This is a genomic window from Enterococcus sp. LJL51 (assembly GCF_049894025.1).
In the GTDB taxonomy this organism is placed as follows: domain Bacteria; phylum Bacillota; class Bacilli; order Lactobacillales; family Enterococcaceae; genus Enterococcus_L.
The window spans coordinates 84,081-109,484 of record NZ_JBNEQE010000010.1 but is presented as its reverse complement, the minus strand read 5'-3'; the positions used below and the strand labels follow the sequence as shown (position 1 = coordinate 109,484).

General features: G+C 38.5%; 19 protein-coding genes and 1 tRNA gene. 1 reads left to right on the top strand and 19 read right to left on the bottom strand.

Annotated elements, in window-relative coordinates; all coding sequences use genetic code 11:
• Positions 1 to 6: 6 nt before the first annotated feature.
• The 4 genes from ACPWSO_RS10655 to ACPWSO_RS10640 all read right to left on the bottom strand — a co-directional run bounded on the left by ACPWSO_RS10655 (position 7) and on the right by ACPWSO_RS10640 (position 5,766).
• Positions 7 to 807: a PTS mannose/fructose/sorbose transporter subunit IIC gene (locus ACPWSO_RS10655; protein ID WP_426083184.1), complete on the bottom strand. Its 801-nt coding sequence runs from the start codon at positions 805 to 807 to the stop codon at positions 7 to 9.
• Between the two features lie 40 nt (positions 808 to 847).
• Positions 848 to 1,837, bottom strand: a complete 990-nt coding sequence (locus tag ACPWSO_RS10650; RefSeq protein ID WP_426083182.1) for a mannose/fructose/sorbose PTS transporter subunit IIA — start codon at positions 1,835 to 1,837, stop codon at positions 848 to 850.
• 294 nt (positions 1,838 to 2,131) lie between these two features.
• Entirely contained in the window at positions 2,132 to 2,626 is a 495-nt protein-coding gene (locus ACPWSO_RS10645) for a mannose/fructose/sorbose PTS transporter subunit IIB (protein ID WP_426083180.1), read from the bottom strand.
• 275 nt (positions 2,627 to 2,901) lie between these two features.
• Positions 2,902 to 5,766 carry a sigma 54-interacting transcriptional regulator gene (locus ACPWSO_RS10640; RefSeq protein ID WP_426083178.1) on the bottom strand — a complete coding sequence of 955 codons (2,865 nt, stop codon included), beginning with the start codon at positions 5,764 to 5,766 and terminating at the stop codon, positions 2,902 to 2,904.
• Positions 5,767 to 6,039: 273 nt separating this feature from the next.
• Here ACPWSO_RS10640 and ACPWSO_RS10635 point away from each other — a divergent pair, with 273 nt between their 5' ends.
• Complete coding sequence (locus tag ACPWSO_RS10635; RefSeq protein WP_426083176.1) at positions 6,040 to 7,671, top strand: ABC-F family ATP-binding cassette domain-containing protein; 1,632 nt, start codon at positions 6,040 to 6,042, stop codon at positions 7,669 to 7,671.
• Between the two features lie 99 nt (positions 7,672 to 7,770).
• Here ACPWSO_RS10635 and ACPWSO_RS10630 read toward each other — a convergent pair whose 3' ends face one another.
• The 15 genes from ACPWSO_RS10630 to yaaA all read right to left on the bottom strand — a co-directional run bounded on the left by ACPWSO_RS10630 (position 7,771) and on the right by yaaA (position 25,231).
• Entirely contained in the window at positions 7,771 to 9,246 is a 1,476-nt protein-coding gene (locus ACPWSO_RS10630) for a DUF2828 family protein (RefSeq protein WP_426083175.1), read from the bottom strand.
• 207 nt (positions 9,247 to 9,453) lie between these two features.
• A tRNA-OTHER gene (locus ACPWSO_RS10625) sits at positions 9,454 to 9,523 on the bottom strand.
• Between the two features lie 171 nt (positions 9,524 to 9,694).
• Positions 9,695 to 10,561, bottom strand: a complete 867-nt coding sequence (locus ACPWSO_RS10620; protein WP_426083173.1) for a DegV family protein — start codon at positions 10,559 to 10,561, stop codon at positions 9,695 to 9,697.
• 154 nt (positions 10,562 to 10,715) lie between these two features.
• Positions 10,716 to 12,008: an adenylosuccinate synthase gene (locus ACPWSO_RS10615; protein WP_426083171.1), complete on the bottom strand. Its 1,293-nt coding sequence runs from the start codon at positions 12,006 to 12,008 to the stop codon at positions 10,716 to 10,718.
• Between the two features lie 549 nt (positions 12,009 to 12,557).
• Positions 12,558 to 13,928 carry a replicative DNA helicase gene (dnaB, locus tag ACPWSO_RS10610; RefSeq protein WP_426083169.1) on the bottom strand — a complete coding sequence of 457 codons (1,371 nt, stop codon included), beginning with the start codon at positions 13,926 to 13,928 and terminating at the stop codon, positions 12,558 to 12,560.
• Positions 13,929 to 14,131: 203 nt separating this feature from the next.
• Complete coding sequence (rplI, locus tag ACPWSO_RS10605) at positions 14,132 to 14,584, bottom strand: 50S ribosomal protein L9 (RefSeq protein ID WP_426083167.1); 453 nt, start codon at positions 14,582 to 14,584, stop codon at positions 14,132 to 14,134.
• A gap of 5 nt (positions 14,585 to 14,589) precedes the next feature.
• Positions 14,590 to 16,572, bottom strand: a complete 1,983-nt coding sequence (locus ACPWSO_RS10600) for a DHH family phosphoesterase (protein ID WP_426083165.1) — start codon at positions 16,570 to 16,572, stop codon at positions 14,590 to 14,592.
• Between the two features lie 677 nt (positions 16,573 to 17,249).
• On the bottom strand, positions 17,250 to 17,480 hold the full coding sequence (locus ACPWSO_RS10595) for a hypothetical protein (RefSeq protein ID WP_426083163.1): 231 nt from the start codon (positions 17,478 to 17,480) through the stop codon (positions 17,250 to 17,252).
• Positions 17,481 to 17,846: 366 nt separating this feature from the next.
• The gene (gene rpsR, locus ACPWSO_RS10590; protein ID WP_087641644.1) at positions 17,847 to 18,086 is read right to left on the bottom strand and encodes a 30S ribosomal protein S18; all 240 of its coding nucleotides are present in this window, start codon (positions 18,084 to 18,086) and stop codon (positions 17,847 to 17,849) included.
• A 26-nt stretch (positions 18,087 to 18,112) separates the two neighbouring features.
• On the bottom strand, positions 18,113 to 18,667 hold the full coding sequence (ssb, locus tag ACPWSO_RS10585) for a single-stranded DNA-binding protein (protein WP_426083161.1): 555 nt from the start codon (positions 18,665 to 18,667) through the stop codon (positions 18,113 to 18,115).
• Between the two features lie 44 nt (positions 18,668 to 18,711).
• A complete protein-coding gene (rpsF, locus tag ACPWSO_RS10580; protein WP_426083159.1) occupies positions 18,712 to 19,014 on the bottom strand; it encodes a 30S ribosomal protein S6 in 303 nt (100 codons plus the stop codon).
• 404 nt (positions 19,015 to 19,418) lie between these two features.
• Positions 19,419 to 21,905, bottom strand: a complete 2,487-nt coding sequence (gene gyrA, locus ACPWSO_RS10575) for a DNA gyrase subunit A (RefSeq protein ID WP_426083157.1) — start codon at positions 21,903 to 21,905, stop codon at positions 19,419 to 19,421.
• A gap of 21 nt (positions 21,906 to 21,926) precedes the next feature.
• On the bottom strand, positions 21,927 to 23,876 hold the full coding sequence (gene gyrB, locus ACPWSO_RS10570) for a DNA topoisomerase (ATP-hydrolyzing) subunit B (RefSeq protein WP_426083156.1): 1,950 nt from the start codon (positions 23,874 to 23,876) through the stop codon (positions 21,927 to 21,929).
• Positions 23,869 to 24,999: a DNA replication/repair protein RecF gene (gene recF / locus ACPWSO_RS10565; protein ID WP_426083154.1), complete on the bottom strand. Its 1,131-nt coding sequence runs from the start codon at positions 24,997 to 24,999 to the stop codon at positions 23,869 to 23,871. The genes gyrB and recF overlap by 8 nt, the downstream gene beginning before the upstream one ends.
• A complete protein-coding gene (gene yaaA, locus ACPWSO_RS10560) occupies positions 24,986 to 25,231 on the bottom strand; it encodes a S4 domain-containing protein YaaA (protein WP_426083153.1) in 246 nt (81 codons plus the stop codon). The genes recF and yaaA overlap by 14 nt, the downstream gene beginning before the upstream one ends.
• Positions 25,232 to 25,404: the final 173 nt, after the last annotated feature.

Here is a 25,404-nt window from a genome sequence, read left to right as displayed (position 1 = left end):
TCAGGTTTAGTAGTCATTCAAAATGTCGTCCAACGGATCGCCATGGCCGCCGCCACCGCCGTTTGAAGAACCGCCCATTTTAGAAAGATTTAGATAAATAAGAGCCAGCGCCACACCTAGTGCACCAAGTGCGATTAGTGTAAGCTGAGAAATTGCTGCGACAACGAAACCGATAACAAAGAATGGCCATACTTCTTTTGTTGCCATCATATTGATTACTAACGCATAACCAACGGCAACAACCATTCCACCACCGATTGCCATACCATCTGTTAACCATGCAGGCATTGATTCCAAGAAAGATTGAACTGTATGTGCTGGGATGAATAACAGTGCCCCAGCTGGAATCGCAATACGCAAACCTTGCATAGCTACTGCAATGATGTGCCACATTTCAACGCCGCGAATATTTCCTTTTTCAGCTTCCGCATCCATCAAGTGAACAATTGGAACAGCTAAAGTACGAACAATCATTGTTAAGAATAGACCAGCTACTGCCAGAGGAACGGCAATTGCAATCGCTGATGCCACACCTTTGTCACCCTGTCCACCTAAAACTAAAATAATTGCTGATGCGACAGATGCCAAGGCTGCATCGGGCGCTACTGCTGCTCCGATATTTGCCCATCCAAGAGCGATCATTTGAAGTGTACCACCAAGAATGATACATGCTTCAAGGTTACCGGTTACTAAACCGATTAATGTACATGCAACTAATGGTTGGTGGAACTGGAACTCATCGAGAATCCCTTCCATACCAGCCAGAAAAGCAACTAGTACTACTAAGATTATTGAAATAATAGACATTAATCCTCAACCTCCTAATTAATTTGAGTTTGTTGTGTCATTATGCTTTGGCTAATTCAGCCTTTGCTTTTTTAATGATTTCATCCATGTTGTCATGAGAATCGTTTGGTACTTTACGTACATCGAATTTGATGCCTTTTTCTTTCATTGTTTCGAAAGCTTTTACATCTTCAGGACCCATAGACAACACCTTGCTTACAACTACTTTTCCTACAGAGTGGGCCATAGAACCAACATTCACTTCTTTAATATCAACGCCGCCTTCAATTGCTGTAAGAACATCTTCTGGATTTTCAAACAACAACAATGCTTTAGTATTGCCGAAGCGCGGATCTTTTGCAATCTCAATCATTTTGCTGATTGGTATTACATTAGCTTTTACTCCTGGAGGAGCTGCCTGTTCAATCAGTTTCTTACGCAAATCATCTTTTGATACTGCATCTGAAACTACAATAATCCGGTTTGGCTGAACTGATTTCGTCCATGCTGTTGCCACCTGACCATGAAGCAGACGTGAGTCTACACGTGCCAGCACGTATTTGATTTTACCGTCTCCGACAACTGTTCCTTCTGGTAAAGCGCCTTTAGGCTGTCCATCTTCTACAGCTGCTTTTGGTGCTTCCTCAGGTTCCAGTTCTTCCGGCTTGATTTTCACACCTTCTCTTGCTACACCTAAAACGTGTGCTGCAATTTCTTGTGCTGAATTCATAGAAAAACGGGAAGAATAGGCTTCAATCAGCATTGGTAAATTCAATCCGCTGACGATTGCCCATTTATCTTTATGTTCCTCATAAAGACTATTAGCCTGATTGAAAGGTGTACCGCCCCAAAGATCGACTAAAAACAATACTTCGTCTTTATCGTCAAATGTTTCGATTGCCTGAATCAGTTTTCCTTTTAAATCATCTGGTCCTTCGCTGGGCATTAATGTCACAGCTTGAACATTTTCCTGTTCGCCAAAAATCATGGAGCCTGACTGTAAAATACCTTCAGCGAATTTTCCATGACTTGCAAGAATAATCCCTACCATAATTGGATACCTCCTATACTTATTCATCCTCTTGCGACAATTATCATTTCACTGCTCTCATTGCTTTTAAAATTGACATACATATAAATAAAAAGTTCAGTTAAAAATAAAGTAATAAAAACGATCAGAAACAGTTCAATAATAAACTGCCTTTTTTACTATATAAATCCTCTGAAATAGTTTGTTTAACAGGATTCATATATATTGAGACAATCACATCCTTTCCAGTCTCAAACCTATCCGTTCACTTCTTAATAATTTCAAAGAGACTGTCCGCAAAAACTGATCCGACCCCTACAACAGTTGTTCCTTTTTCAGCAGCTCCATCAAATGAACTTTACTATCTGCCACTACTTTTCGAATTTCCAGCGTAATTCCCTGTGCATCCAGATATTGAAAAGCTTCAATATCCCGAGCATCCACAGCAACAGCATTGGTAATCATTTTTTTCCCTTTGGAAAAACTCATTCCGCCGATATTGACAGAAGATATCGCTACCCCCTGTCTGACTACACGCTCAATATCTTCTGGATTCGTAAACAGCAGCATGACTCTGAAGCTATCATCAAAGCGCTCATCAGGAAACACTTGAATCAACTTATTCACCGGAATGACGTTTACTTTTACGCCCGGCGGAGCCGCCTGAATCAACAATTCTTTTCTCAGCAAATCCTTAGAGACCGTGTCGCTGACAACCAGTATCCGGTTGATATTCATCGTTTTTGTCCAGACAGTTGCCACCTGGCCATGAATTAGCCGATCATCAATTCTTGTCAAGCGAATATCCATTTAAGACAACACTCCTTTTTGTCCAATTGTCTATCTCACTGGGGAAGAAAGCATTTCTTAAATTGACTCATCTCTTCATAAAAATACTATGTTCTAAAAGATAATGCCAAAATAAAGCTTTTTTGACTTATGGATTTTGATTCACTATATTATAAGCAACTATCGTGCCAAGTTAGTGTATTTGTGTTTTTTTCTTAATAATTCCTTTATATATAAGTATTTCAAACAAAAAAAGATACACTAATTATTTTTTAATTAGTGTATCTTTTTGTGTATTATTCAAATAAATCATCTGTATTGTTTTCTATATCCTTTTGAGAGTTGCGAATTAAATGAAGAATGTAGTATAGCTCCGACTCAGAAATCGTCAGCTTAAATACTTTATTTAATGTCAGTACAGCTTTGGACACCTCATTATAAAATGAATCATTCTTGACTTCATTAAGCTGCTCCTCCTCTACAGCCAGAGGATCTTGACGCAGTGAGCGTTCCAGAACACCTGCCATATGCATAATCAGGTTCACATAAAATGTATACGGATGCTGCAAGTTCAGCTTTGTCTGCAGCGTATCGGCAAACTGCCACAACGGCTCTATTACCTTCTGCGGATTAATAAAGGTGAAGCTTTGTTCCATGTAATCCAGACAAATCTGCTTTGCCGCGTCTTCATCTACTTGTACATTCTGAATGGCCAGCTCATCATCATGGGCCAGACGATTGATAATTTCTCCAGCTTCTCCCGAAAAAAAGGTTTCCATTGGGATAAAAGGCGCATCTATTTTAGGATCTGTAATCCCTGTGGCCGCTACTACTTTGTATTCTTTATAAATACCACCCAAACTCTTATTGATATCTAGTATAGAATACGGCAGTACGGTTAAATGCTGCTCTGTTTGTGGTGTCAGATAGCCCTCAATTAATTCCTTCATCCGCTGAGCCGTTCCTTCGCCAGAGGCGCAGATAGCTAAAATTGCTTTTTTCTTAAAGACCGACTTACTGACACCTGTATCTTTCAACGGATGGATACCTGCATACCCACGGAAGCTTTTCAGAGAATCATACAAGTCTTCCAAATGTGTATCCAGCAGTGTGGTTTTTCTAGCCGTTTCCAATACAATAGGTGTTGTCACCATGTCTACTGTTCGTACATCAATGCCTGTCTGACGAACAATCTCTTCAGAAAATGTTCCTAAAGATCCCATGTCTACTAATAAAATAACTCCGCTGCCTTCATCTATGGCTTTAACAGCTGTGAGAATTTTCTGTAGTGCTTCCTGCGGCTTCATTTCAAGCGGCATATCCACCGCTCTTAAATTATCCACATTCAACAGCTGCATGACAACATCCACCATACTGGTTGCTGTACTGTTGCCGTGAGCTGCAACGACAATCCCTATACGGCCGGCACCTTTATTTTCCCGCAGAGAGATTAGCAGCACTGCCAAATAATAAATTTCTGATTCAGGAATTGACAGTTGATACTCTTCTTCGATAATTCCTTTAATAGCCTGAGCTGTTTCCAGCTCCTTCGGATAGCCTAGCACCATATTGCGCAGATTCTCATTTAAATGATGCTGCCGGCTATCGCCAATCTGAATACGTTTGAGAAATGAACTGATGTGCAGACTCATCGCATAAATAAAGTTGGATTGGAAATCATAGCCTAATTTTGTTTTAGCAAAGGTGAACACCTTGCGGGTAATATCTATAATTTGCTGATCCATGATTTCTGCCAGCTTTTTTTCTGTATCAAAAGTAAAGCCGTGATTTCTGTAAAATGATTTCAAATGAACATTAATATCCGTTGTAATAAAATTATTAATTACTTCCTGATCCAATCCATCGGCTTTCAGCAGAGCTGCTTTATCTCCTATGATTTCGTAAAGATTATATGGCAGTTCGTATGCATCTGACTGAACCGTAACTAAAGAAGTATTTGGTTCCACCACCATCTGAGGTTCAAGATATTGTGATAATTCTGCCAGAGCTTCACGATTACTGGCCAGCTGGAGCATTCCCTGCTTAATCCCATCTGTCAGTTCGTCCATCGTAATCACCATCTCCGGCTGATCGATATGATTCAGGAAGCCTCTAGCCGTAACCAACTGAACGTTGGATTTCAACTGCCCCACATTCCCATATGTCACACTGCCAATCAAAGCCTTAACAACATCCTCTGAAAGAGAGATCTTTCGCTGAATCCGGCTCGCTTCCAACGCAACCATAATCTTAACTAGTTCAACTTTTTCTTTCGCCGGCCGATCATTAAAATTCGGCAGTTGAATAATAATTGGAATTCGCCGAACAAATGTATTCAACAGTGAAGAAGCCGGATTCTCCGTTGTCGCACAAATAATCCGCACATCAGCATGATTATTTTTCGTTGTTTCTCCAAGTCGGGAATAGGTCCCATGATCCATAAAATAGAAAATCATCTCCTGACCTTCCGGAGGCAGCCGGTGAACTTCATCCAGAAACAGAATACCACCGTCCGCTTCATGAATGATTCCTTCTTTAGTTGCCGTTGCTCCAGTAAAAGCACCCTCAACATAACCAAAAAGATGGGACATCAGCAATTCTGGATTATGGGCATAATCTGCGCAGTTAAATACAATCAGCTCTTTATTTTCCTGAACAATATCATTTCGTCTGGCAAACTGGAACATCGCATGTGCGAAATACGTCTTTCCAGAACCAGTTGGTCCAATAATTAGACAATTCAACCCTTTCGGCGGATACAGGATTGCTGCTTTCGCCTGCTCTACAGGAGTTTTCATGCTGCCTGCTGCACCAATCATCTGTTGAAAGATATCATTCATTGCATAGCTCGTTTTATCTCCCTTTTGTACGGATGAAGAAGCCACCTTATTTTCTATTTCCCGATAGCTCTTTACATGTTTTTTTAATGGACGATATTGGCTAACCGACTTATCAACGTATCTTACAGGACGTCCATCGACTTTCTCCAGAAGACCTTCCCGAACAAGTTCGTTTAAATCCTTACTAGCATTAGTCCGCTGAATGTTTAGTGCATCAGATATATCAGAGGTCGTTAGTCCAAACCCTATAGGCATATCTGAAGGCGACAGGTTTTCAGTTTTCTCTTTGACATACAGATAAATTTTCTCAATTCTTTTCATAGTTAACTCCAGCCCCTTCTAACGATACACTATATTCATGTGTATCATACAGTGTATTCTTAAAAAAGTACACTAATATCTATATCTGCCCAAAAAAAGAGCTGTTTTTATTTTGTCTTATGTTAAGATTCACTGTTTTTTCATCATTTCATGATTTTTACATTCAATTTGACTTATATAATGAAAGGAAACATTGAAACAGCTTGAAAAATCAAGCTTTCCCCGATATAATGCAAAGAGGCTTAAGTATATATAGAAAAGTGAGGAAAAAAATTGATTACTGTAAATGATGTAAGTTTGTTGTTTTCTGACCGCAAACTTTTTGATGATGTAAATATTAAATTTAATCCAGGAAACTGCTACGGATTAATCGGGGCAAATGGTGCCGGAAAATCGACTTTTCTGAAAATTTTATCTGGGGAAATTCAGCCGACAACCGGGACAGTTTCTTTAGGTCCAGATGAACGTATGGCAACCTTGAAACAGAATCATTTCGATTATGAAGATTATACTGTCCTTGAAACAGTCATTATGGGACATAAACGCTTATATGAAGTAATGAAGGAAAAAGATGCTGTTTATATGAAGGAAGACTTCTCTGATGAAGACGGCATTCGTGCTGCTGAGCTAGAGGGCGAATTTGCTGAATTAGATGGCTGGGAAGCAGAACCTGAAGCAGCTGTCTTACTCCAAGGTTTGAACATTCCGGAAAATCTTCATGATCAGAAAATGAGTGAATTAACTGCTGGACAAAAAATCAAAGTATTGCTTGCCCAATCTTTATTTGGCAAGCCGGATGTCTTGCTTCTAGATGAGCCGACCAACGGATTGGACACTCGTTCAATCAATTGGCTGGAAGAATTTCTAATCAACTTTGATAATACTGTTATCGTCGTTTCCCATGACCGTCACTTTTTAAACAAGGTTTGTACACATATGGCGGATTTAGACTTTGGTAAAATTAAACTCTATGTAGGGAACTATGACTTCTGGCTGGAATCGAGTCAGCTGGCTGCCAAGCTGCAATCAAATCAAAACGCTAAAAAAGAAGAACAAATCAAAGAGCTGCAAGACTTTATTGCTCGCTTTAGTGCGAATGCTTCCAAGTCAAAACAAGCAACTTCCCGGAAAAAGATGCTGGATAAAATCACATTGGATGATATCCAACCTTCTTCCCGCCGCTATCCTTTTGTTGGCTTCAGCCCTGAAAGAGAGATTGGAAACGATCTGCTGCAGCTGGATAATATTTCTGTAACGATTGACGGCAAAAAAATACTGGATAATATTTCCTTTACTTTAAATAAAGACGACAAAGTTGCATTTATCGCTGATAGTGATATTGTAACAACTACTCTATTTAAAGTTATCATGGGTGAAATAACACCTGACACTGGAACTGTCCGCTGGGGTGTAACGACTAGTCAGTCTTACCTGCCAAAAGACAACAGCAAAGAATTTGATACGAATTTAACAATTCTTGACTGGCTGCGTCAATATGCAAGTAAAGAGGAAGATGATAATACCTTCCTGCGCAGCTTCCTTGGAAGAATGCTGTTTTCAGGTGAAGAAGTACTGAAGCCTGTTAATGTACTTTCCGGTGGAGAAAAAGTAAGATGCATGCTGTCTAAAATGATGTTGTCTAAATCAAATGTGTTAGTTCTTGATGATCCGACGAATCATTTAGATTTAGAATCAATCACAGCTTTAAATGATGGCTTAATTTCATTTAAAGGCGCTATCCTTTTCGCTTCTCATGACCATCAGTTTATTCAAACTCTAGCAGATCGTGTTATTGCTGTATCTGATAAAGGACTAGTTGACCGTGCAGATACAACCTACGATGAATTCCTGGAAAACAAGGACGTTCAAAAACAACTAGACGAATTATTTACTGGAGAATATTAATCTGAAAACTTTTTAGAGACTAAAAAAACTGAGACTGGAGAATTCCAGCCTCAGTTTTTTTGCTTACTATTACTAAAATGTCTTTTCATTATCGCTTCATTAAGCAACCTTGATTGGTTCGTATCGTTCCGAGCCAATTACTTTCATCATAAAATCGACTGGTGAAACCGATTGATCTTGGATTAATGCTTCGAACACTGACGGACTGTAACCTGAAACCAGCTTTACATATTTTTCTTCCATTGAAACAGGCAGCTGATTTTGACGAGCATTCACATTCCAAAATACAATCTCAGGCATTTGATAGCCTGCTCGGTTCATCATCCGTTTTAATGTCTTAAATAGTGTTTCTCTTGTGTATACGGCGTCTGTTCTTCCCACCGCAGCGTCAAATTCCATATCAGAAATAATATACAGCTTTTCAATCATTTCCGCTTGAGAGAGGCGATGCTGTTTGGCGGTCTGCAAAATCACCTGAAAGACCTTTTCGAGATTGGTATTATATCCCCATGAAGCTCTCTGCAGATTTTGAACCTTTGCGACAAAATCCTGTCCCTTTAATTCACATAGCTTCGGTGATTGTGAAAATGTCATAAAATGATTCTTAAACTCGCTGTCGTTTCGTTCAGACAAATAAATACCTAAAGCAATTGCTGCTTCCATCGGCCTGCCGGTCATGGAGCCGGAAACATCTACGACGGCTAAAGATTTTTCTTTTCTTTCACCAATGTAGTCCGGCAAATTCGCCCACAGACCATTATAAAGCGTTCTGTTTTCTTCAGTTATATGAGTAGTCAAAATTTTGCCGACAATATCTGAAGGGTACAATGTTCCTGCATTGATTGTTGCAGCTCCTTTTTTCAGCTGCTCCAAATATTCAGTATAACGTTCCTCATCATTTCGATAGAATGCCTGGCGATATTTCATACCGGCAAGAGAGGGCAAATTCTGATAGCTAATAGTCTCATAGGTTTGCTCTGACAGCTTTGTTTCCACTATCTCTAATGTCCGGCGCAGCTTACTCAGTTCTTTTCGATAGTCAGCCTTATTTAGCTGCATGCCCTCCAAAATAATTTTTAACTGCTCTTTTCTTTCCTGATTTCTCACAGAAACAGACGGCATCCATTTAGCTAGCAATGAAATCGGCTTATTCTGTTGATTATTCCATTGATCGGCATAAAATTGAACGCGTACAATGGTTAATACTTCTTCTTTCAAAGGGGTAGTCAACAGCCAAAGCAAATCATCCCAACGTCCATATTCTGGTATAAACTTAAGCACTTGTTTTGCTGTTGCACATTCATTATAGGCTAGGTCGTTCAATACAATTCTAAAAAAGCGCCGCTCTCCCTGACCTCCACGAATATCCCGCAGATAAAACAAGGTTTTCATTGCTAGCTCCTTATCCTCTAAAAACGCTTTACGGAATAAAGCAACTACCTCCTGCTCACTTCTGGTACGATAGGATCCGCCTAAAGCGAATAAATCCAGCAAATCATTCAGTGAGCTTTTTAATGTGTAGGCACCATTTTCTGTTTTTGTTATATTGAACATCTGTTTCAATTCCTTTAACATGTTGTCCCCTCCTTTTTAAACTTTTCTTTTTATCTGGTAAGAATGATTGATCAAATCATTCTTACCATACTCCTTTTTACAGAGCGCATGGTTTCAGTCTTTGGTAGAAAGATTTTAATATTTGCTGTGCGCGCTCTTTATACAAGACACTTTTTTTCCTAATTCTATCCCTAGTAGAGTGGTTTTGAGTTGCTGTAAGTGTCTTTATAAGTAAAACAGGATTCGAACCTGTATCTGCTGAATACTATCAGCTGTTTAACCGTTAAACTATTTACTTGATAAACCTATTATAGTCAGAGGGGTAGAAAGTATCTTATAAAAAAAGTTGCGCAAATAAAAAATAGAAAAAGAAGCAGTACATCATCTGTTTGGTGATGTACTGCTTCTAAAAAACGAATAAGAAATATACTCGATTCACTAAAAACTGGTTATTCTTTTAATACTGATACTATCGTTTCTTTCCTAATGAAAATACAGCAATACAGCCATAACCTGTATGACTGGTAATCGTAGGACCTAACGGATATAACAAAATTTCTTTTGTTTGAATTTCTTTTGCAAGTCCCTCTCTAACCTTTTCTGCACTCTCTTTATCTCCTGCATATGCAATAAACAGTGTCTGGTCTATCGGGTCTTTAATATTCTGAACGGTTTCATCTATTACTTTTTTCAGTGCTTTTCCTCTACCGCGAACTTTCCCTACATTTTGAAGCTTCCCGTCACTATCCACAGTAATAATCGGCTTAATATTCATTAGTCCACCGATAGCTGCTGTTGTTTTAGAGATTCTACCTCCCCGCTCCAGATGCTTTAAATCATCTACTGTTACCCATGATTGAACATTCATCTTATTTTCTTCCATCCATAGTAATACCTCTTCTAAAGAATGTCCGGCATTTCTCAACGCTATGGCTTTATGAACCAGCAATCCCTCTCCTAGACTGGCTGCTTTAGTATCAACAACATAGATAGCTACTTCCTCATATTCTTCCTTAAGCATTTCTACGGCCTGTACAGCACTTTGGTAAGAACCGCTTAATCCGGAAGAAAAAGCCAAATACAGTACGGGTTCTTTTTTCTCTACAAATGTCCGGAAAAATTCCTGATAGCGTCCGGCATTTACTTGAGAGGTAGTCGGCATTGCACCATTTTTAATTTTTGTTAGAAAATCTGAATAGTCAAAGGTTTCTCCTAAATCATCTATCAGCTCTTTATTATCAATTGTTATCGTCATACTAATGAACGATACATCATTTTCCTGCAAAAACTCGTAAGGCAGATCACAGCATGAATCCGTCACTAGCTTAAATGTCATTTTATTGTCCTCCTCGCTCACTACATTTTATCATAAATCTGTTAACTACACTTATTTTACTATGAAGACTTAAAAAAAGCTGAAATAAGAGAATAATCTTATTTCAGCAAATTATTTTTATAACTGTAAAATGATGCTCTCAGCTTTATAAAGCCTATATCTGCGCCCACACACTTTCCAAAACATTGGTCTGGTTCCGGTCTGGACCTACTGAAAATGTAGAGATGCGGACACCGACTAATTCTGAAATCCGATGGACATAGTTTCTAGCATTTAGTGGTAAATCAGAGAGCGTCTTACACTGAGTAATATCTTCATTCCAGCCTGGAAGTTCTTCATAAACTGGTTTGCAGCGGCTTAGTTCTTTTAAACTAGCAGGATAATGATAGATCAGTTCTCCATCAAGCTCATAGGCTGTACAGATTTTTACTGTTTCTAACCCGCTTAATACATCAATTGAATTTAGGGATAGATTCGTAATCCCTGAAACTCTTTTTGAGTGTCTCATAACAACTGTGTCAAACCAGCCAACACGTCTCGGTCTGCCCGTTGTTGTGCCATACTCTTTACCAATCTTACGGATTTGCTCACCAGTCTCATCAAATAATTCTGTTGGGAATGGTCCATCACCAACCCTTGAGGTGTACGCCTTACAAACACCAACTACTTTATTAATTTTAGATGGTCCTACACCGCTGCCGATTGTCACACCGCCGGCAACAGGATTAGATGAAGTTACGAAAGGATAGGTTCCCTGATCGATATCCAGCATAACCCCTTGAGCGCCTTCAAAAAGAACTCGTTTTCCAGCATCCAGGGCATCGTTCAAAATAACAGAAGTATCTGTTACATATTTTTTTATTTCCTGACCATACGCATAATACTCTTCAAAAATATCTTCAAATGCGATTGGTTCGCTATCAAACATCTTAACAAACTGGCGGTTTTTTTCCTCCAGATTGATTTTCAGCCGTTCTTCAAAAATTTCCTTATCCAGTAAATCAGCAATTCGAATCCCTACACGGGCCGCTTTATCCATATAAGCAGGGCCGATTCCTTTGATTGTAGTTCCAATTTTATTATCTCCCTTAGCATCCTCCTGCAGCTGATCCAGTTGAATGTGATAAGGAAGTATGACATGTGCCCGATCAGAAATTCTCAGATTATCTGTGGCAACATTGTTTTCTTTTAAATATTTCAGTTCTTTCACTAAAGATTTAGGGTTAACTACAACACCATTCCCTATAACACTAATTTTATCTTTATAAAAAATACCTGAAGGGATGAGGTGTAATTTATAGGTTGTTCCATCAAACTTAATTGTATGACCGGCATTATCTCCGCCTTGGTAACGTGCGATTACTTCTGCATTTTCACTTAAAAAGTCTGTGATCTTTCCTTTTCCTTCGTCGCCCCATTGTGTTCCTACTACTACTACAGATGACATTTAAGCACCTCATTCTTTATTATTTAATCCGCATCTATTGTAACAATAATAAGCGAAGTTTTCAACGAAAAATCGAATATTAGTTTCTAAAAAAAAGATTATCAAGTTAAAACACGAACGATTTTTTTTTCAAAGTTCCATTTTTATAAAAAATACGAATTTTATAGTTTTTAGCAGTTCTTATAAATTTTTATTCTTCAGTAATTTTTCCAAAGGAAAAGTGAGTAGCATAACTCATTGAGTTATATCCTACTCACTTGGAATCCGAATAAACGGTGGGGGCAGTAGCACATACCAGCATTGAACTGCGACGAGTAATCGCAGGAGTAAGACCTTCGGAAATAAGCCGAAAATCACAAAAGTTTGAAGAATATCAGGTAGGAATCAGTCAACATTGACTGGCTCACATTCGTGTTTCCTGTCATTTCCAGGAATTTCTTCTTATTGCTGAGAAACACAGTGAGGAACGAGCTGATGTTAAACAGTACCTATTTGGTTCTCGGGACGAAACACTCCTGTACCATCTTATTAACAGCTAATAGCTTTTCCCTAAAAATCTTCTCTTAAAGATAGCGAGGAAAACTTATTGTATTCTTTGATAAATAGTAATTCTACAGTTCCCCGGGCACCACTACGGTTTTTCTCAATAATCACTTCTACTACATTATCGATTTCCGGTGGTTCTCTATCCGGATCATCATCTTCTCCGGCACGGTCATAATAATCATCTCGATATAGAAATGCAACGATATCCGCATCCTGCTCAATCGAACCAGATTCCCGAATATCACTTAATACGGGACGTTTGTCTTGTCTTTGTTCTACTCCACGAGACAACTGTGAAAGAGCAATAACCGGAACCTTTAACTCTTTTGCCAGCTTTTTCAACTGTCGGGAAATATCAGAAACTTCCTGCTGACGGTTTTCTTTTCCTGAGCCTTCAATTAGCTGAAGGTAATCAATAAGAATTAAACCCATATTCCCTTTTTCCTGAGCCAGTTTTCGACATTTTGCCCGAATTTCTGAAATCTTGATACCTGGTGTATCATCAATATAGATATTTGCTCGTGACAAGCTGCCCATGGCGATAATCAAGTTCTGCCACTCTTCTTCCGACAACTGCCCTGTTCGCAAGTGAGAAGCCTCTATGGAGCCCTCAGCGCACAGCATTCTATTCACCAGTGACTCTGCTCCCATTTCCAAACTGAAAATAGCAACAGCTTTATCTGTTTTCGTTCCAACATTCTGAGCAATGTTCAAAGCAAACGCCGTTTTACCAACAGCTGGTCTGGCAGCAAGGATAATTAGCTCTTCCGGCTGTAGCCCCGCAGTCATCTTATCCAATGCCTGATAACCAGTCGGCAGACCAGTAATATCTTCGTTTTGTTGATACAGCTGGTCGATATTGGCAATCGCTGTATTCAAAACCTCAGAAATAGACAGAAAGCCGCTTCGGTTTCTCTTCTCAGAGACCTCTAAAATACTTCGTTCCGCGTCATCTAATATCGTCTCTACATCTTCGCCTTGTTCAAAGCCTTTGGTTACAATCTCAGTCGCAGTATGAATTAAATTGCGCAGTAATGATTTTTGCTCAACGATTTTAGCATAGTGTGCGATATTAGCAGCAGTTGGGACAGATAAAGCCAATTCAGATAAATAGCTCAGACCGCCAACATCTTCAAGTAGATTCTCTTCTTCCAGCTTGTTTTTGACAGTAACAACATCAACTGCTTCATTTCGTTCATTTAGTGTAATCATTGCCTGAAAGATCAATTGATGATTACGGCGGTAAAAATCCTTGGGTTCTATGTATTCCATTGCATCTATGACTACTTCAGCGTCTAAAAAAACAGACCCTAAAACTGCCTGTTCAGCCTCTATATTTTGAGGAGGCACTCGATCCTGCCATACTTCATTCATCTATTTTTCTCTCCTACAAACGAATTTCTCTAGTCTTTCTATTCTAACAAGAAATTATCGAAAAGTATATGGTTAACACCGCCGCTATTCTTTTATACTACTTAAATGAATCATGGTAATTTTAAAATTTCTCTTTTTTTACTCTATATACAAAATAGCAAAGACGAAGCAGAAGAATTTATTCTGCTTCGTCCAATCTTTTTTTATTCTTCTACAACATGTACTTTCAATACTGCTGTTACCTCGTGGTGAAGTTTTACAGGAACATTCGTATAACCTAGCGTTCGAATCGGCTGACCCAATTCCAATTTTCTCTTATCTAATTTTACTTGGAATTGCTTATTTAATGCTTCCGTAATTTGTTTAGAAGGAATCGACCCAAATAAGCGGCCATCTTCTCCAGCCTTCGCTTTTATTTCAATAACAGTGTCTTCTTTTTCCAAAAATTCTTTCATCTTCTCTGACTCCGCCAGAATTTCAGCTTCATGCTTTGCTTGTGCCTTTTTCTGACCTGCCAGTGCACTGATGCTGCCTTTATTTGCTTCTTGAGCTAAATTATTTTTTATCAAATAATTTTGTGCATAACCGGTAGGGACTTCTTTAACCTCGCCCTTTTTTCCTTTACCTTTAACATCTTGTAAAAATATTACTTTCATCTGTTTCACTCCTTATCATACATTTCATCTACGTTATCTTTAATTACGTTCAACAGTAGTTCCTTAACTTCTATAATACTGCTGTCTGCAATTTGTGTAGCAGCATTAGTAAAGTGACCGCCGCCTCCTAAAGCCTCCATAATAATCTGAACATTAATTGATCCATTACTTCTGGCACTGATACCAATTTTTTTATCTTTTCGTTTTGTAATAACAAAGGCGGCATTGATACCAGACATCGATAACAACGTATCTGCTGTTTTAGCAGCTGCAACACTATCGTATTCCTTCTCTTCTTGTCCAACAGCGATAACCGTATCTTCGGTCACATATTCACTCTTGGAGATGAGCTGACTCATTTCCAAATAACTGGTTAAGTCTGAGCTTATTAAATATTGTACTAAAGATGAATCCGCTCCACAAGTTCTTAAATAGCTCGCTACATCAAAAGTCCGCGGTGCAGTACGAACACTAAAGCTTTTCGTATCAACAACAATTCCTGCTAATAAAAGTGTAGCATCAAATTTATCCAATTTGCTATTTACTGTATTGCTTTGATATTCCAGGAGCTCTGTTACTAATTCTGAAGCAGAAGATGCAGAGGATTCAATATAGGATAGTAGAGATTTATCAGGGAATTCATCACCCCGTCGATGATGGTCAATGATTACAACCTTACTAAACCGATCATATAATTCTTTGGATATAGAAAGTGATGGTTTATGATAGTCTACCATAATCAACAAACTATTGTTCTGCATTTTTTTGATTGCTTCTTTTGGTGAAATGATTTGTTGATTTAATTCGGGATGTTTTTTAAGCTCCTCTAATACACGATAGACATCTGGTATGTTTTCTTCCGGATCTAAAATCACCCACGCTTCTTTTTCATAAAAACTTGCCAGCTTTGCGACGCCAAAAGCTGAACCAATCGCATCCATGTCCGGTAAATGATGACCCATAATATAGACATCCGGCGACTCTTTGATTAACCCCTGAATCGCAGTACTCATCGCCCTGGAACGAACACGTGTTCTTTTCGATACAGAAGCTGACCTTCCACCGAAGAAGACTGGTTTACTACTGCTGTTTGCTTCTTTTACAACTACTTGATCGCCACCTCTTACCAATGCCATATCAAGATTTGTTTGAGCGATACTTCCTGTTACCTCCAGATTATTTCCACCATATGCAATCCCCATGCTCAATGTAATACCAATACCTTGCTCATTTGTATCTTTCCTAACAGTATCCAGTATTTGAAATTTGCTATTCATCATCTGTTCAATATCTTCTAATTGTCCAACAAATATATAGCGGTCTGAATCTAAACGCTTGTAAAATACTTGATATTCTTCTAACCAATCAGAGATTCTAGTCGTTAAAAAACTATTCAGATAAGATACCTGTTTCACATCCATATTATCGGTTACATCATCATAGTTATCAATTGATACAATACCGATAGCAGTCTGCATAGCTTTCTTTTCCTGATACAAAATATTTTCCTGGGTAATGTTTTCAAACGTAATCGTTGTCTGATCCAGGTTTACTTTAAAACGAAAAATATCCTCTCCTACTTTAAATATGTCTTTTCCTTTTTCAAATAATGAAATATACGATACAACATCTTCCGTAGTCAACAGAAGTTTTTGTTCCTCACCTGAATAAAATATTTCTTCTGCGTATGGATTTAACCATAGCGGCTGTTTTGTTGTTTCATCATATGTAATGATTCCTACAGGTACTTCGCTAATTGCAAAATCAATAGAATCCTCAGCATTAATCGTAGCTTTTCTTATTTTTTCAATATTCGATAATTCCAATCTCCGAACGAGATTCAATATTCGATTAATCAAATAAATATTGATTATTGCTAAGATTGCACTGATTAAAAGCTTATTATTAAGAAAAAAGACAATTGCTATTTCTAAAATACAGAGAAAAACAAAGAAGAAAAAGACTCTTTTTGATCTCGTCTGTTTCATCATACAGCCTCCCCAAATTTTAACTACAATAAAACTCCCTTTCTATTTTACCACACTCTGCTTCATCCATGCGAATGATACTCAAGCAAAATGTTTCACGTGAAACATCATTGTTTGCTCCATTTTATAAACTTGCTGTCTTATGGTTCCTATTATCTAAATTATTTAAACTTGTTTCCTTTCTTATCTGAGTTTTGTTATCTATTCAACTTCATTTAAAGACTATGCCAAGCTTAAACTATTATTTAGCCTATAATGTAAGTAGAACTAGTTTTTATCTTTAGACTGTCATGAAAAAGTAAAGACTAGTAATTATACATTTATAAACGAGACAGTATTTGAAGGAAGCCTTATCTAACTTCATTGATTTGTTACTTTGAGATAATTTTATCTCTTTCATTTATATATTCAGCAAAACATATTTAATCTAATAACATCCTCCTACTGGTCAATATGAACTAGTTATTAGGCGTATAGAAGTTCTATTACTGCTTTTTCAAGCTAAAAAACTTTTAAAGTTAGTTATGAAGAAATGAGACTCTCCCAATAATAAGAAATCTAATACTATCCTATATAAGGTTGGGACAAAAATGTGTAGCTTTAAGTACATGTAGGTACTGTTCAATATCAAATCAGCTCATACTTTATTCACTTGTTTATCAGCAACAAGAAGAATATTACTCACGTGGAATCCACATAAACGGTACGAGCAGAAGCACACATACTAGCATTGAACTGCGACGAGTAACCGCAGGAGCAGGTCCTTCAGAAATAAGCCGAAATTCACAAAAATTGTGGAACACCAGATAAGAATCAGTCAACATCGACTGGCTCACATTCGTGTTTTCTGTCATTTCTGTGAATTTCTTCTTATTTCTCGGACTTAACATGAAACACTTCTGTCTCATTCTTGATTCCTTCTTACTGCTCTTTAATTTTGATGAATTTTAGTCTATTTCTGAAGGATTTACCTCAGCAACTACTCATCGTGGTTAAAGTGTTAGTATATACTACTATTTCATTGAAAGACTATAACTCATAGTTATAACCATACTTACTTCTTTTTTATTGTAAAAGACTTTAAGTTATCCTTATTAAATACAACATATGAAAGAATATAATTTTACCTAAAATAGTAAAGAGAAATATTGTCATACACTTCTCTTGATTGATGATTGGGTGGAACATCGTCTTATCTATAATCTTAGTTTCGCTAAAAAACGGTTGAAAGGATTTTTCCTTTCAACCGTTTTTTTCTATAGTAATAACTATTTTTATTGCTCTTCGCCTACGAATGGAAGTAAGCCCATGATACGAGCACGTTTGATAGCAATTGTTAGTTTACGCTGGTTTTTAGCACCAGTACCAGTTACACGACGTGGCAAAATTTTTCCACGTTCAGAAATAAATTTTTTCAGCAATTCAACATCTTTATAATCAATATATTCAATGTGATTTGCAGCAATATAGTCTACTTTACGACGTTTACGTCCGCCTCTTCTTTGTTGTGCCATTCTGTTTCCCTCCTGTCAAAAAATTCTTAGAATGGTAAATCATCATCTGAAATGTCAATAGTTGAACCAGAACCTCCAAAAGGATCTGCATCTCTATTAAAATCAGGCGTATTACTACTACTACCGTTACTAGACTGAGATGATGGCTGATTAAAGTTGTTGCTTTGTCCTGTAAAGTTGTTGTTATTATTCTGCGGTTGAGTAAATCCTCCTCCAGAATTGAAAGAAGAGTTATCCTGCGTTTGTCTTTGTTCAGATGCTGAACGAGACTCTAATAACTGGAAGTTATCACAAACAACTTCGGTTACATAAACTCTTTGACCTTGCTGGTTATCGTAGGATCTTGTTTGAATCCGTCCAACTACTCCTAACAAAGTACCTTTACGAGCATAATTAGCCATAGTTTCAGCTGGTTTACGCCAAATCACACAATTAATGAAATCTGCTTCACGTGTTCCGTTCTGATTCGTAAAATTACGATTGACTGCTAATGTAAATGTAGCAACAGCAGAACCACTTGAAGTATAGCGCAAATCAGGATCCTTTGTTAATCTTCCAACTAATACAACGTTGTTAATCATTTGAGCATCTCCTTTCGTCTAATAAATGTTTCACGTGAAACATTTTATGCTTCTTCTCTAATAATCATGTGACGAATGATATCATCATTGATTTTAGCAAGACGATCAAATTCATTGATTGCGCCTGCATCTGATGGAGAAGATACTTTAACGATATGATAGATGCCTTCACGGAATCCGTTCATTTCATATGCTAAGCGGCGTTTTTCCCAATCTTTAGATTCGATAACTTCAGCTCCATTATCTTTTAAGATTGTGTCGAAACGTTCTACTAAAGCAGTTTTTGCTTCTTCATCAATGTTCGGACGAATAATGTACATGATTTCATAATTCGTATCTTGACTCATTGATTTTCACCTCCCTGTGGACTTTAGACTCTTAGTTTGCTAAGAGTAAGGAGAGCGATCTAAATAAATAGACTACTCACAATTTTCCATTATACATGGAAAATCCCATGAAATCAAGAGTTTTCATAAGTTTCATTCAAATAAAAGTAAGGTTTTTTTAGCTGCTCACTTTGACTTGTTTTCTATTTTTTACTCTGATTTTAGATGTTATAGTCAAAGTGTTCTGGCTCGATAAATAAAGCAAAAATACCTTTCCTCTTATTTCTGATGATCATCGATTTATTTTCATAAATAGAAAAAAGAGCTGCGACATTTTTTCCGTCACAGCTCCTTTAAACAAAGTGGACAATTTTAGGAGCTTTGCTTCCTACTTTTTCCATATACCTTTGTTATAAATTTTTCACTTATTCTTCTGTTATATTTTCACCCTCAGTTGCTTCTGCTATTTCAACATCATCAATTTCAGGTTCAACAACTGCCATCGTAACAACTTTCGCTTCGTTTTCCATTCTCATAAGACGAACACCTAAAGTAGCACGACCTGTTTGAGATACAGTAGCAACATTGAAACGAATGATTACACCTTTATCAGTAATCAATAAGATGTCTTCATCGCCTTTAACAGTCTGCAGACCAGCTAAAGGACCGTTTTTCGCAGTAATATTAGCTGTTTTAATCCCTTTACCACCACGTCCTTTAACAGGATATTCAGAAGCTTTTGTACGTTTACCATAACCATTTTCTGTAATGACTAACACTTCATCTTCAGCACCTAAAACAGCCGAGCCGACCACATAATCGTCTTCTCTCAAACGAATTCCCCGTACACCAGAAGCACTTCTTCCCATATCACGAACAGTCGTTTCAAGGAAAGTAACTGAGTAGCCTTTATGTGTACCGATGATCATATTCTGTTCTCCATCAGTCATAGAGACATTTACCAGTTCATCTTCATCTTTTAATCCAATAGCAATTAAACCATTGCTTCGGATATTGGAAAAGGCTGTAACACTTGTCCGTTTCACGGTTCCTTTACGGGTAGTAAAGAACAAGTAATGACCTTCTTCAGCTTGACCAGTAACTGAGATAATCGCTTGAATGCTTTCACTGGAATCGATTCCCAGCAGATTGATTACAGGGATACCTTTCGCAGTCCGGCCGTATTCTGGAATTTCGTATCCTTTCGCCCGATACACTTTACCTGTATTAGTAAAGAACAGCAAGGTATCATGTGTTGAGCAGGAAACTAAATTTTTCACGAAATCATCATCATGAACACCCATTCCTTGTACGCCGCGTCCGCCTCTACGCTGTGCTCTAAACTCGCTATTCGCAACACGTTTGATATAGCCGTTATTTGTCAGCGTGATTACTACTTCAGCTTCTTCAATCAGGTCTTCATCTTCCAGACTCAGCACTTCGCCAACTAATAGTTCTGTACGGCGGGCATCGCCAAATTTATCACTGATTTCTGTCATTTCTTCTTTAATAATTGTATCAATTCTTTCTGGCTTAGCCAGAATATCTTCTAGATCAGCAATCAGTTTTAATAATTCCTGATATTCATTCTCAATTTTTTCCCGTTCTAAGCCTGTTAAGCGACGCAGGCGCATATCTAAAATCGCTTGTGCCTGACGGTCAGAAAACTTAAAGCGCTCAATCATTGCAGCTTTTGCTTCATCATCAGAGCTTGATCCGCGAATGATTGCGATGATTTCATCGATATGATCCAGCGCAATTCGCAGCCCTTCTAAGATATGTGCACGTGCTTCTGCTTTACTTTTTTCAAATTCAGTTCTTCTACGAATAACTTCCTGCTGATGCTCAATATAATTTTCAAGAATACGCTTAAGGCTAAGTATCTTTGGTACGCCTTTTTCAATAGCCAGCATATTAAAACCAAAGGAGCTTTGCAGCGCAGTCATCTTGTAGAGGTTATTCAATACAACTGAGGCACTAACATCCCGACGCACATCGATAACAATCCGCATTCCTTCACGGGAAGATTCATCACGCAAATCTGTGATTCCTTCAATTCGTTTATCTCTGTGTAGCTCAGAAATACGTTCAATCAGCTTCGCTTTATTGACCATATACGGCAATTCTGTAACAAGGATTCTTTCCTTGCCGTTTGGCATATCAATCAGTTCGACTTTTGCTCGAACTGTAATTGAACCTTTCCCTGTTTCATATGCACGACGAATACCAGATTTCCCCATAACCAATCCCCCTGTAGGGAAATCTGGTCCTGGCAGAACCTCCATCAATTCATTCGTAGTTGCTTCTGGATTATCCATCAGCATCTGAACAGCAGAAACGACTTCCCGCAGGTTATGCGGTGGAATATTTGTAGCCATCCCAACCGCAATCCCGGTAGTACCATTAACCAGCAGATTAGGAAAACGTGCCGGCAATACATCTGGTTCCTGCTCAGAGTCATCATAGTTACTGTGGTAATCAACAGTATTCTTATTAATATCGCGCAGCATTTCCAAGGCAATTTTACTCATTCTTGCTTCGGTATAACGCATCGCAGCAGCACCGTCGCCATCAACGGAACCAAAGTTTCCGTGACCATCGACCAGCATTGACCGATAGCTAAAAGGCTGTGCCATACGCACCATTGATTCATAAATTGCACTATCACCATGAGGGTGATATTTACCCATAACATCCCCAACGATACGGGCCGACTTTTTATGCGGCTTATCAGGGGTCACACCTAGTTCATTCATCCCATAGAGGATGCGGCGGTGTACTGGCTTTAACCCGTCACGTACATCAGGCAGAGCCCGAGCCACAATAACACTCATTGCATAATCAATGAAGGATTCTTTCATTTCACTGGTCAGATTGACGTCGCGAATATTTTCTTTCAAGTCTTCATTCATGAATTTTACTCCTTCTTATTTTTAAATATCCAGATTTTTCACATAATGGGCATTGTCTTCAATAAACGCTCGTCTAGGCTCTACTCTGTCGCCCATCAGCATTTCAAAGATTTGATCAGCTTCGATAGCATCATCGACACTCACACGTGCCATCAAACGTCTCTCAGGGTCCATTGTCGTCTCCCAAAGCTGATGATCGTCCATTTCACCTAAACCTTTGTAACGTTGTATAGTGGGCTTCGGAGAGGCTGGTAATGTTGCCATTACTTCTGCCAAATCATCTTCAGCGGTTTTTCCAGGCTGGATATAGGTAATTTTCTTTCCTTGTTTCACACCATATAAAGGAGGCTGAGCAATATAAACATAGCCGGCTTCAACAATTGGACGCATGAACCGATAAAACAAGGTTAGCAGCAATGTTCTGATATGTGCACCATCGACATCGGCATCGGTCATGATTACCAGCTTGTGGTAACGTGCTTTTGAAACATCAAAGTCTTCACCAAAACCAGTCCCCATTGCGGTAAACAATGAACGAATTTCTTCATTTGCCAAAATTTTGTCCATACTTGCCTTTTCAACATTTAGAATTTTCCCACGAATCGGTAAAATCGCCTGAAATTCACGACTTCGTCCTTGCTTAGCTGAACCGCCGGCTGAATCTCCTTCGACGATAAATAGTTCGCATTTTTCCGGATCTTTACTGGAGCAGTCAGCCAGTTTCCCAGGCAAATTACTGATTTCCAATGCGCCTTTACGGCGGGTTACTTCACGGGCGCGTTTTGCTGCCAGGCGGGCTTTAGAAGCCAGCATCCCTTTTTCAATGATCTGTCTTCCTACGGTTGGATTCTCCATAAGGAATTTGTTGAAATACTCAGAAAACAGGCGGTCGGTAACTGTCCGAACTTCAGAGTTGCCCAGCTTAGTTTTCGTTTGTCCTTCAAACTGAGGTTCCGGATGTTTGATTGAAACAACGGCAGTCAGTCCTTCACGAACGTCCTCACCAGTCAGATTCTCATCGTTATCCTTCATCAGCTTCTGCTTACGGGCATAATCGTTAATCACACGAGTCAGAGATGTTTTAAACCCAGATTCATGGGTACCGCCTTCGTACGTATGAATGTTATTAGCGAAGCTTAGGATGTTGGAATGATAACCGTCTGTATACTGCATAGACACTTCAATCGTGATTCCCTGCTGCTCGCCTTCTATGAAGATTGGATCTGGGAACAATACCTCTTTATTGGCATTTAGATGTTCTACATAACTCTTGATTCCGCCTTCGTAATGATATTCCTTTAAAACTGGTTTTTCTTCCCTCTTATCTTCAATCGAGATTTTTAACCCGCGGTTAAGGAAAGCCAGCTCACGAACACGTGTCGCCAGTTTTTCAAAGTTAAATTCAACTGTTTCTGTAAAAATTTCCGGATCTGGAATGAAATGGACAGTCGTTCCATGACGATCTGTCTCATCAATAACTTTCAAATCAGCAACAACTGCACCACGGCTGTATTCCTGAAAATAGACTTTTCCATCTTTGTACACTTTTACATCTAATGTCACAGATAGAGCATTTACTACAGATGAGCCTACTCCGTGCAGACCGCCGGATACTTTATAACCGCCGCCGCCGAATTTTCCTCCAGCATGGAGAATGGTAAAGACTGTTTCTACTGCTGGACGACCGGTCTTTTCTTGTATCCCAACGGGGATTCCCCGCCCATCATCAATAACAGTAATGCTGTTGTCAGGTTCAATAATTACCTGAATACTTGTTGCGAAGCCGGCCAACGCCTCATCGATAGAATTATCTACGATTTCCCATACTAAGTGATGCAGTCCTTCTGAACTTGTTGATCCAATATACATCCCGGGACGTTTTCTAACAGCCTCCAGACCTTCAAGTACCTGGATCTGACTGGCGTCATACTCCTTTGCACGTTCCTTCATACTTTTTTCTTCTTCAGTCATTCAATGATTCCCTCACTATCTCTCCCTGTTGAACATGGAATATATCTGGTTCAACAGTAATTTTATTGGTTAAATGATTCAAGGTTGTCGTTGTTATAAAGGTTTGCACTTTTCCTTCTATTGTTTCCAGTAAATGCAGCTGACGTTCATCATCCAGCTCACTCATAACATCATCTAAAAGAAGAACCGGATATTCTCCTGTTTCAGCATACATTAAATCAATCTCGGCCAGCTTAACACTAAGTGCTGTTGTTCTCTGCTGCCCTTGCGATCCATAGGTTTGAACGTTCTGCTGATTAACATTAAATATCAGATCATCTCTATGTGGTCCTAAAAAGGTTGATACTTTAAACAGCTCTCTTTTACGGTTCTTCATTAGCTGCTGGAGAAAAAGCTGCTGCAGCTCTTCCACGCTTTGTTTTTCTTCAGGCAGTACTATGCTTGAAGCATACTCTATGGATAATTCTTCCCGACCATGGCTGATTTTCTTATGGAGTTCGTTTGCCCATTTTTCCAGTTTTGTAATAAATTCAAGACGAGCAAAAAGCACCTTTCCGCCAAACTCGGCCAGCTGCTCTGTTAATATATCCAGATAAACTGTATCCGTCTGACTTTTATCAGCCAGTTGCTTCAAATATTGATTACGCTGTTTTAATACAGACTGATACTGAACAAGGTCGTACAAATAAATGGGGTTGACCTGTCCCAGCTCCATATCAACAAACTTCCTTCGAAGCTGAGGCGAGCCTTTTACCAGCGATAAATCTTCGGGTGCGAACAAGATAACATTCAGCTGACCAATGTAAGAGCTCAGCCGTTTTTGCTCAATATGATTAACTTTAGTTTTTCTTCCTTTACTGGAAATGATAATCTCCATTGGCACAGTTCCGGAATTCTTCTCGATAACACCTTCAATTTTTGCAGTATCGTGTCCAAAGCCGACAAGTTCTTTTTCGTTGCTGGTCCGATGACTACGCGTCATTGCCAGTACATAGATACTTTCCAGCATATTGGTTTTCCCCTGAGCATTTTCACCTAAAAAAATCGTCAATGCTTTAGGAAAAGTCAGAGCAGCTTCTTCATAATTCCGATAATGCTTCAAAGTGATGTTATTCAGTCTCATCAGCTGACTCGTTTTCTTTTTCCGCCATAAAAAAAGTACCTTCTTCAGGTATTTCAATCATCATGCCGGGATATAATTTTCGCCCTCTACGATTTTCCAGCTCGCCATCCACAAAAACACTGGTTTCTGCTAGATACCATTTTGCCTGACCACCACTGCTGATGACATTGATCTCTTTTAAAAATTGACCAAGTGTCATGTAATCAGTTTCTAAAATAAGTGTTTTTTTCAAAATACATCCCTCTTTTAAAATTCACTTTTACTTTAATATTATACCTTTTTTTCATGCAGAAAACAAATTTATCCGTCTAATTTTCGCTCTAAGCAATTTTAATTAAAAATGACATAATCTATTATTTCGAAAAAAAATCTCTTAAAATGCATTTTATAATGAAATTCAAGAAA

What these genes read in the sequence shown, in the direction of transcription:
- ACPWSO_RS10600 (WP_426083165.1), bottom strand. Translation starts at nt 16,572, where the DNA reads ATGAAACAGACGAGATCAAAAAGAGTCTTTTTCTTCTTTGTTTTTCTC.
- ACPWSO_RS10645 (WP_426083180.1), bottom strand. Translation starts at nt 2,626, where the DNA reads ATGGATATTCGCTTGACAAGAATTGATGATCGGCTAATTCATGGCCAG.
- ssb (WP_426083161.1), bottom strand. Translation starts at nt 18,667, where the DNA reads ATGATTAACAACGTTGTATTAGTTGGAAGATTAACAAAGGATCCTGAT.
- rpsR (WP_087641644.1), bottom strand. Translation starts at nt 18,086, where the DNA reads ATGGCACAACAAAGAAGAGGCGGACGTAAACGTCGTAAAGTAGACTAT.
- recF (WP_426083154.1), bottom strand. Translation starts at nt 24,999, where the DNA reads ATGAGACTGAATAACATCACTTTGAAGCATTATCGGAATTATGAAGAA.
- gyrB (WP_426083156.1), bottom strand. Translation starts at nt 23,876, where the DNA reads ATGACTGAAGAAGAAAAAAGTATGAAGGAACGTGCAAAGGAGTATGAC.
- gyrA (WP_426083157.1), bottom strand. Translation starts at nt 21,905, where the DNA reads ATGAATGAAGACTTGAAAGAAAATATTCGCGACGTCAATCTGACCAGT.
- ACPWSO_RS10595 (WP_426083163.1), bottom strand. Translation starts at nt 17,480, where the DNA reads ATGAGACAGAAGTGTTTCATGTTAAGTCCGAGAAATAAGAAGAAATTC.
- dnaB (WP_426083169.1), bottom strand. Translation starts at nt 13,928, where the DNA reads ATGAATGAAGTATGGCAGGATCGAGTGCCTCCTCAAAATATAGAGGCT.
- ACPWSO_RS10620 (WP_426083173.1), bottom strand. Translation starts at nt 10,561, where the DNA reads ATGACATTTAAGCTAGTGACGGATTCATGCTGTGATCTGCCTTACGAG.
- rplI (WP_426083167.1), bottom strand. Translation starts at nt 14,584, where the DNA reads ATGAAAGTAATATTTTTACAAGATGTTAAAGGTAAAGGAAAAAAGGGC.
- ACPWSO_RS10630 (WP_426083175.1), bottom strand. Translation starts at nt 9,246, where the DNA reads ATGTTAAAGGAATTGAAACAGATGTTCAATATAACAAAAACAGAAAAT.
- ACPWSO_RS10650 (WP_426083182.1), bottom strand. Translation starts at nt 1,837, where the DNA reads ATGGTAGGGATTATTCTTGCAAGTCATGGAAAATTCGCTGAAGGTATT.
- ACPWSO_RS10615 (WP_426083171.1), bottom strand. Translation starts at nt 12,008, where the DNA reads ATGTCATCTGTAGTAGTAGTAGGAACACAATGGGGCGACGAAGGAAAA.
- ACPWSO_RS10640 (WP_426083178.1), bottom strand. Translation starts at nt 5,766, where the DNA reads ATGAAAAGAATTGAGAAAATTTATCTGTATGTCAAAGAGAAAACTGAA.
- ACPWSO_RS10655 (WP_426083184.1), bottom strand. Translation starts at nt 807, where the DNA reads ATGTCTATTATTTCAATAATCTTAGTAGTACTAGTTGCTTTTCTGGCT.
- rpsF (WP_426083159.1), bottom strand. Translation starts at nt 19,014, where the DNA reads ATGAGTCAAGATACGAATTATGAAATCATGTACATTATTCGTCCGAAC.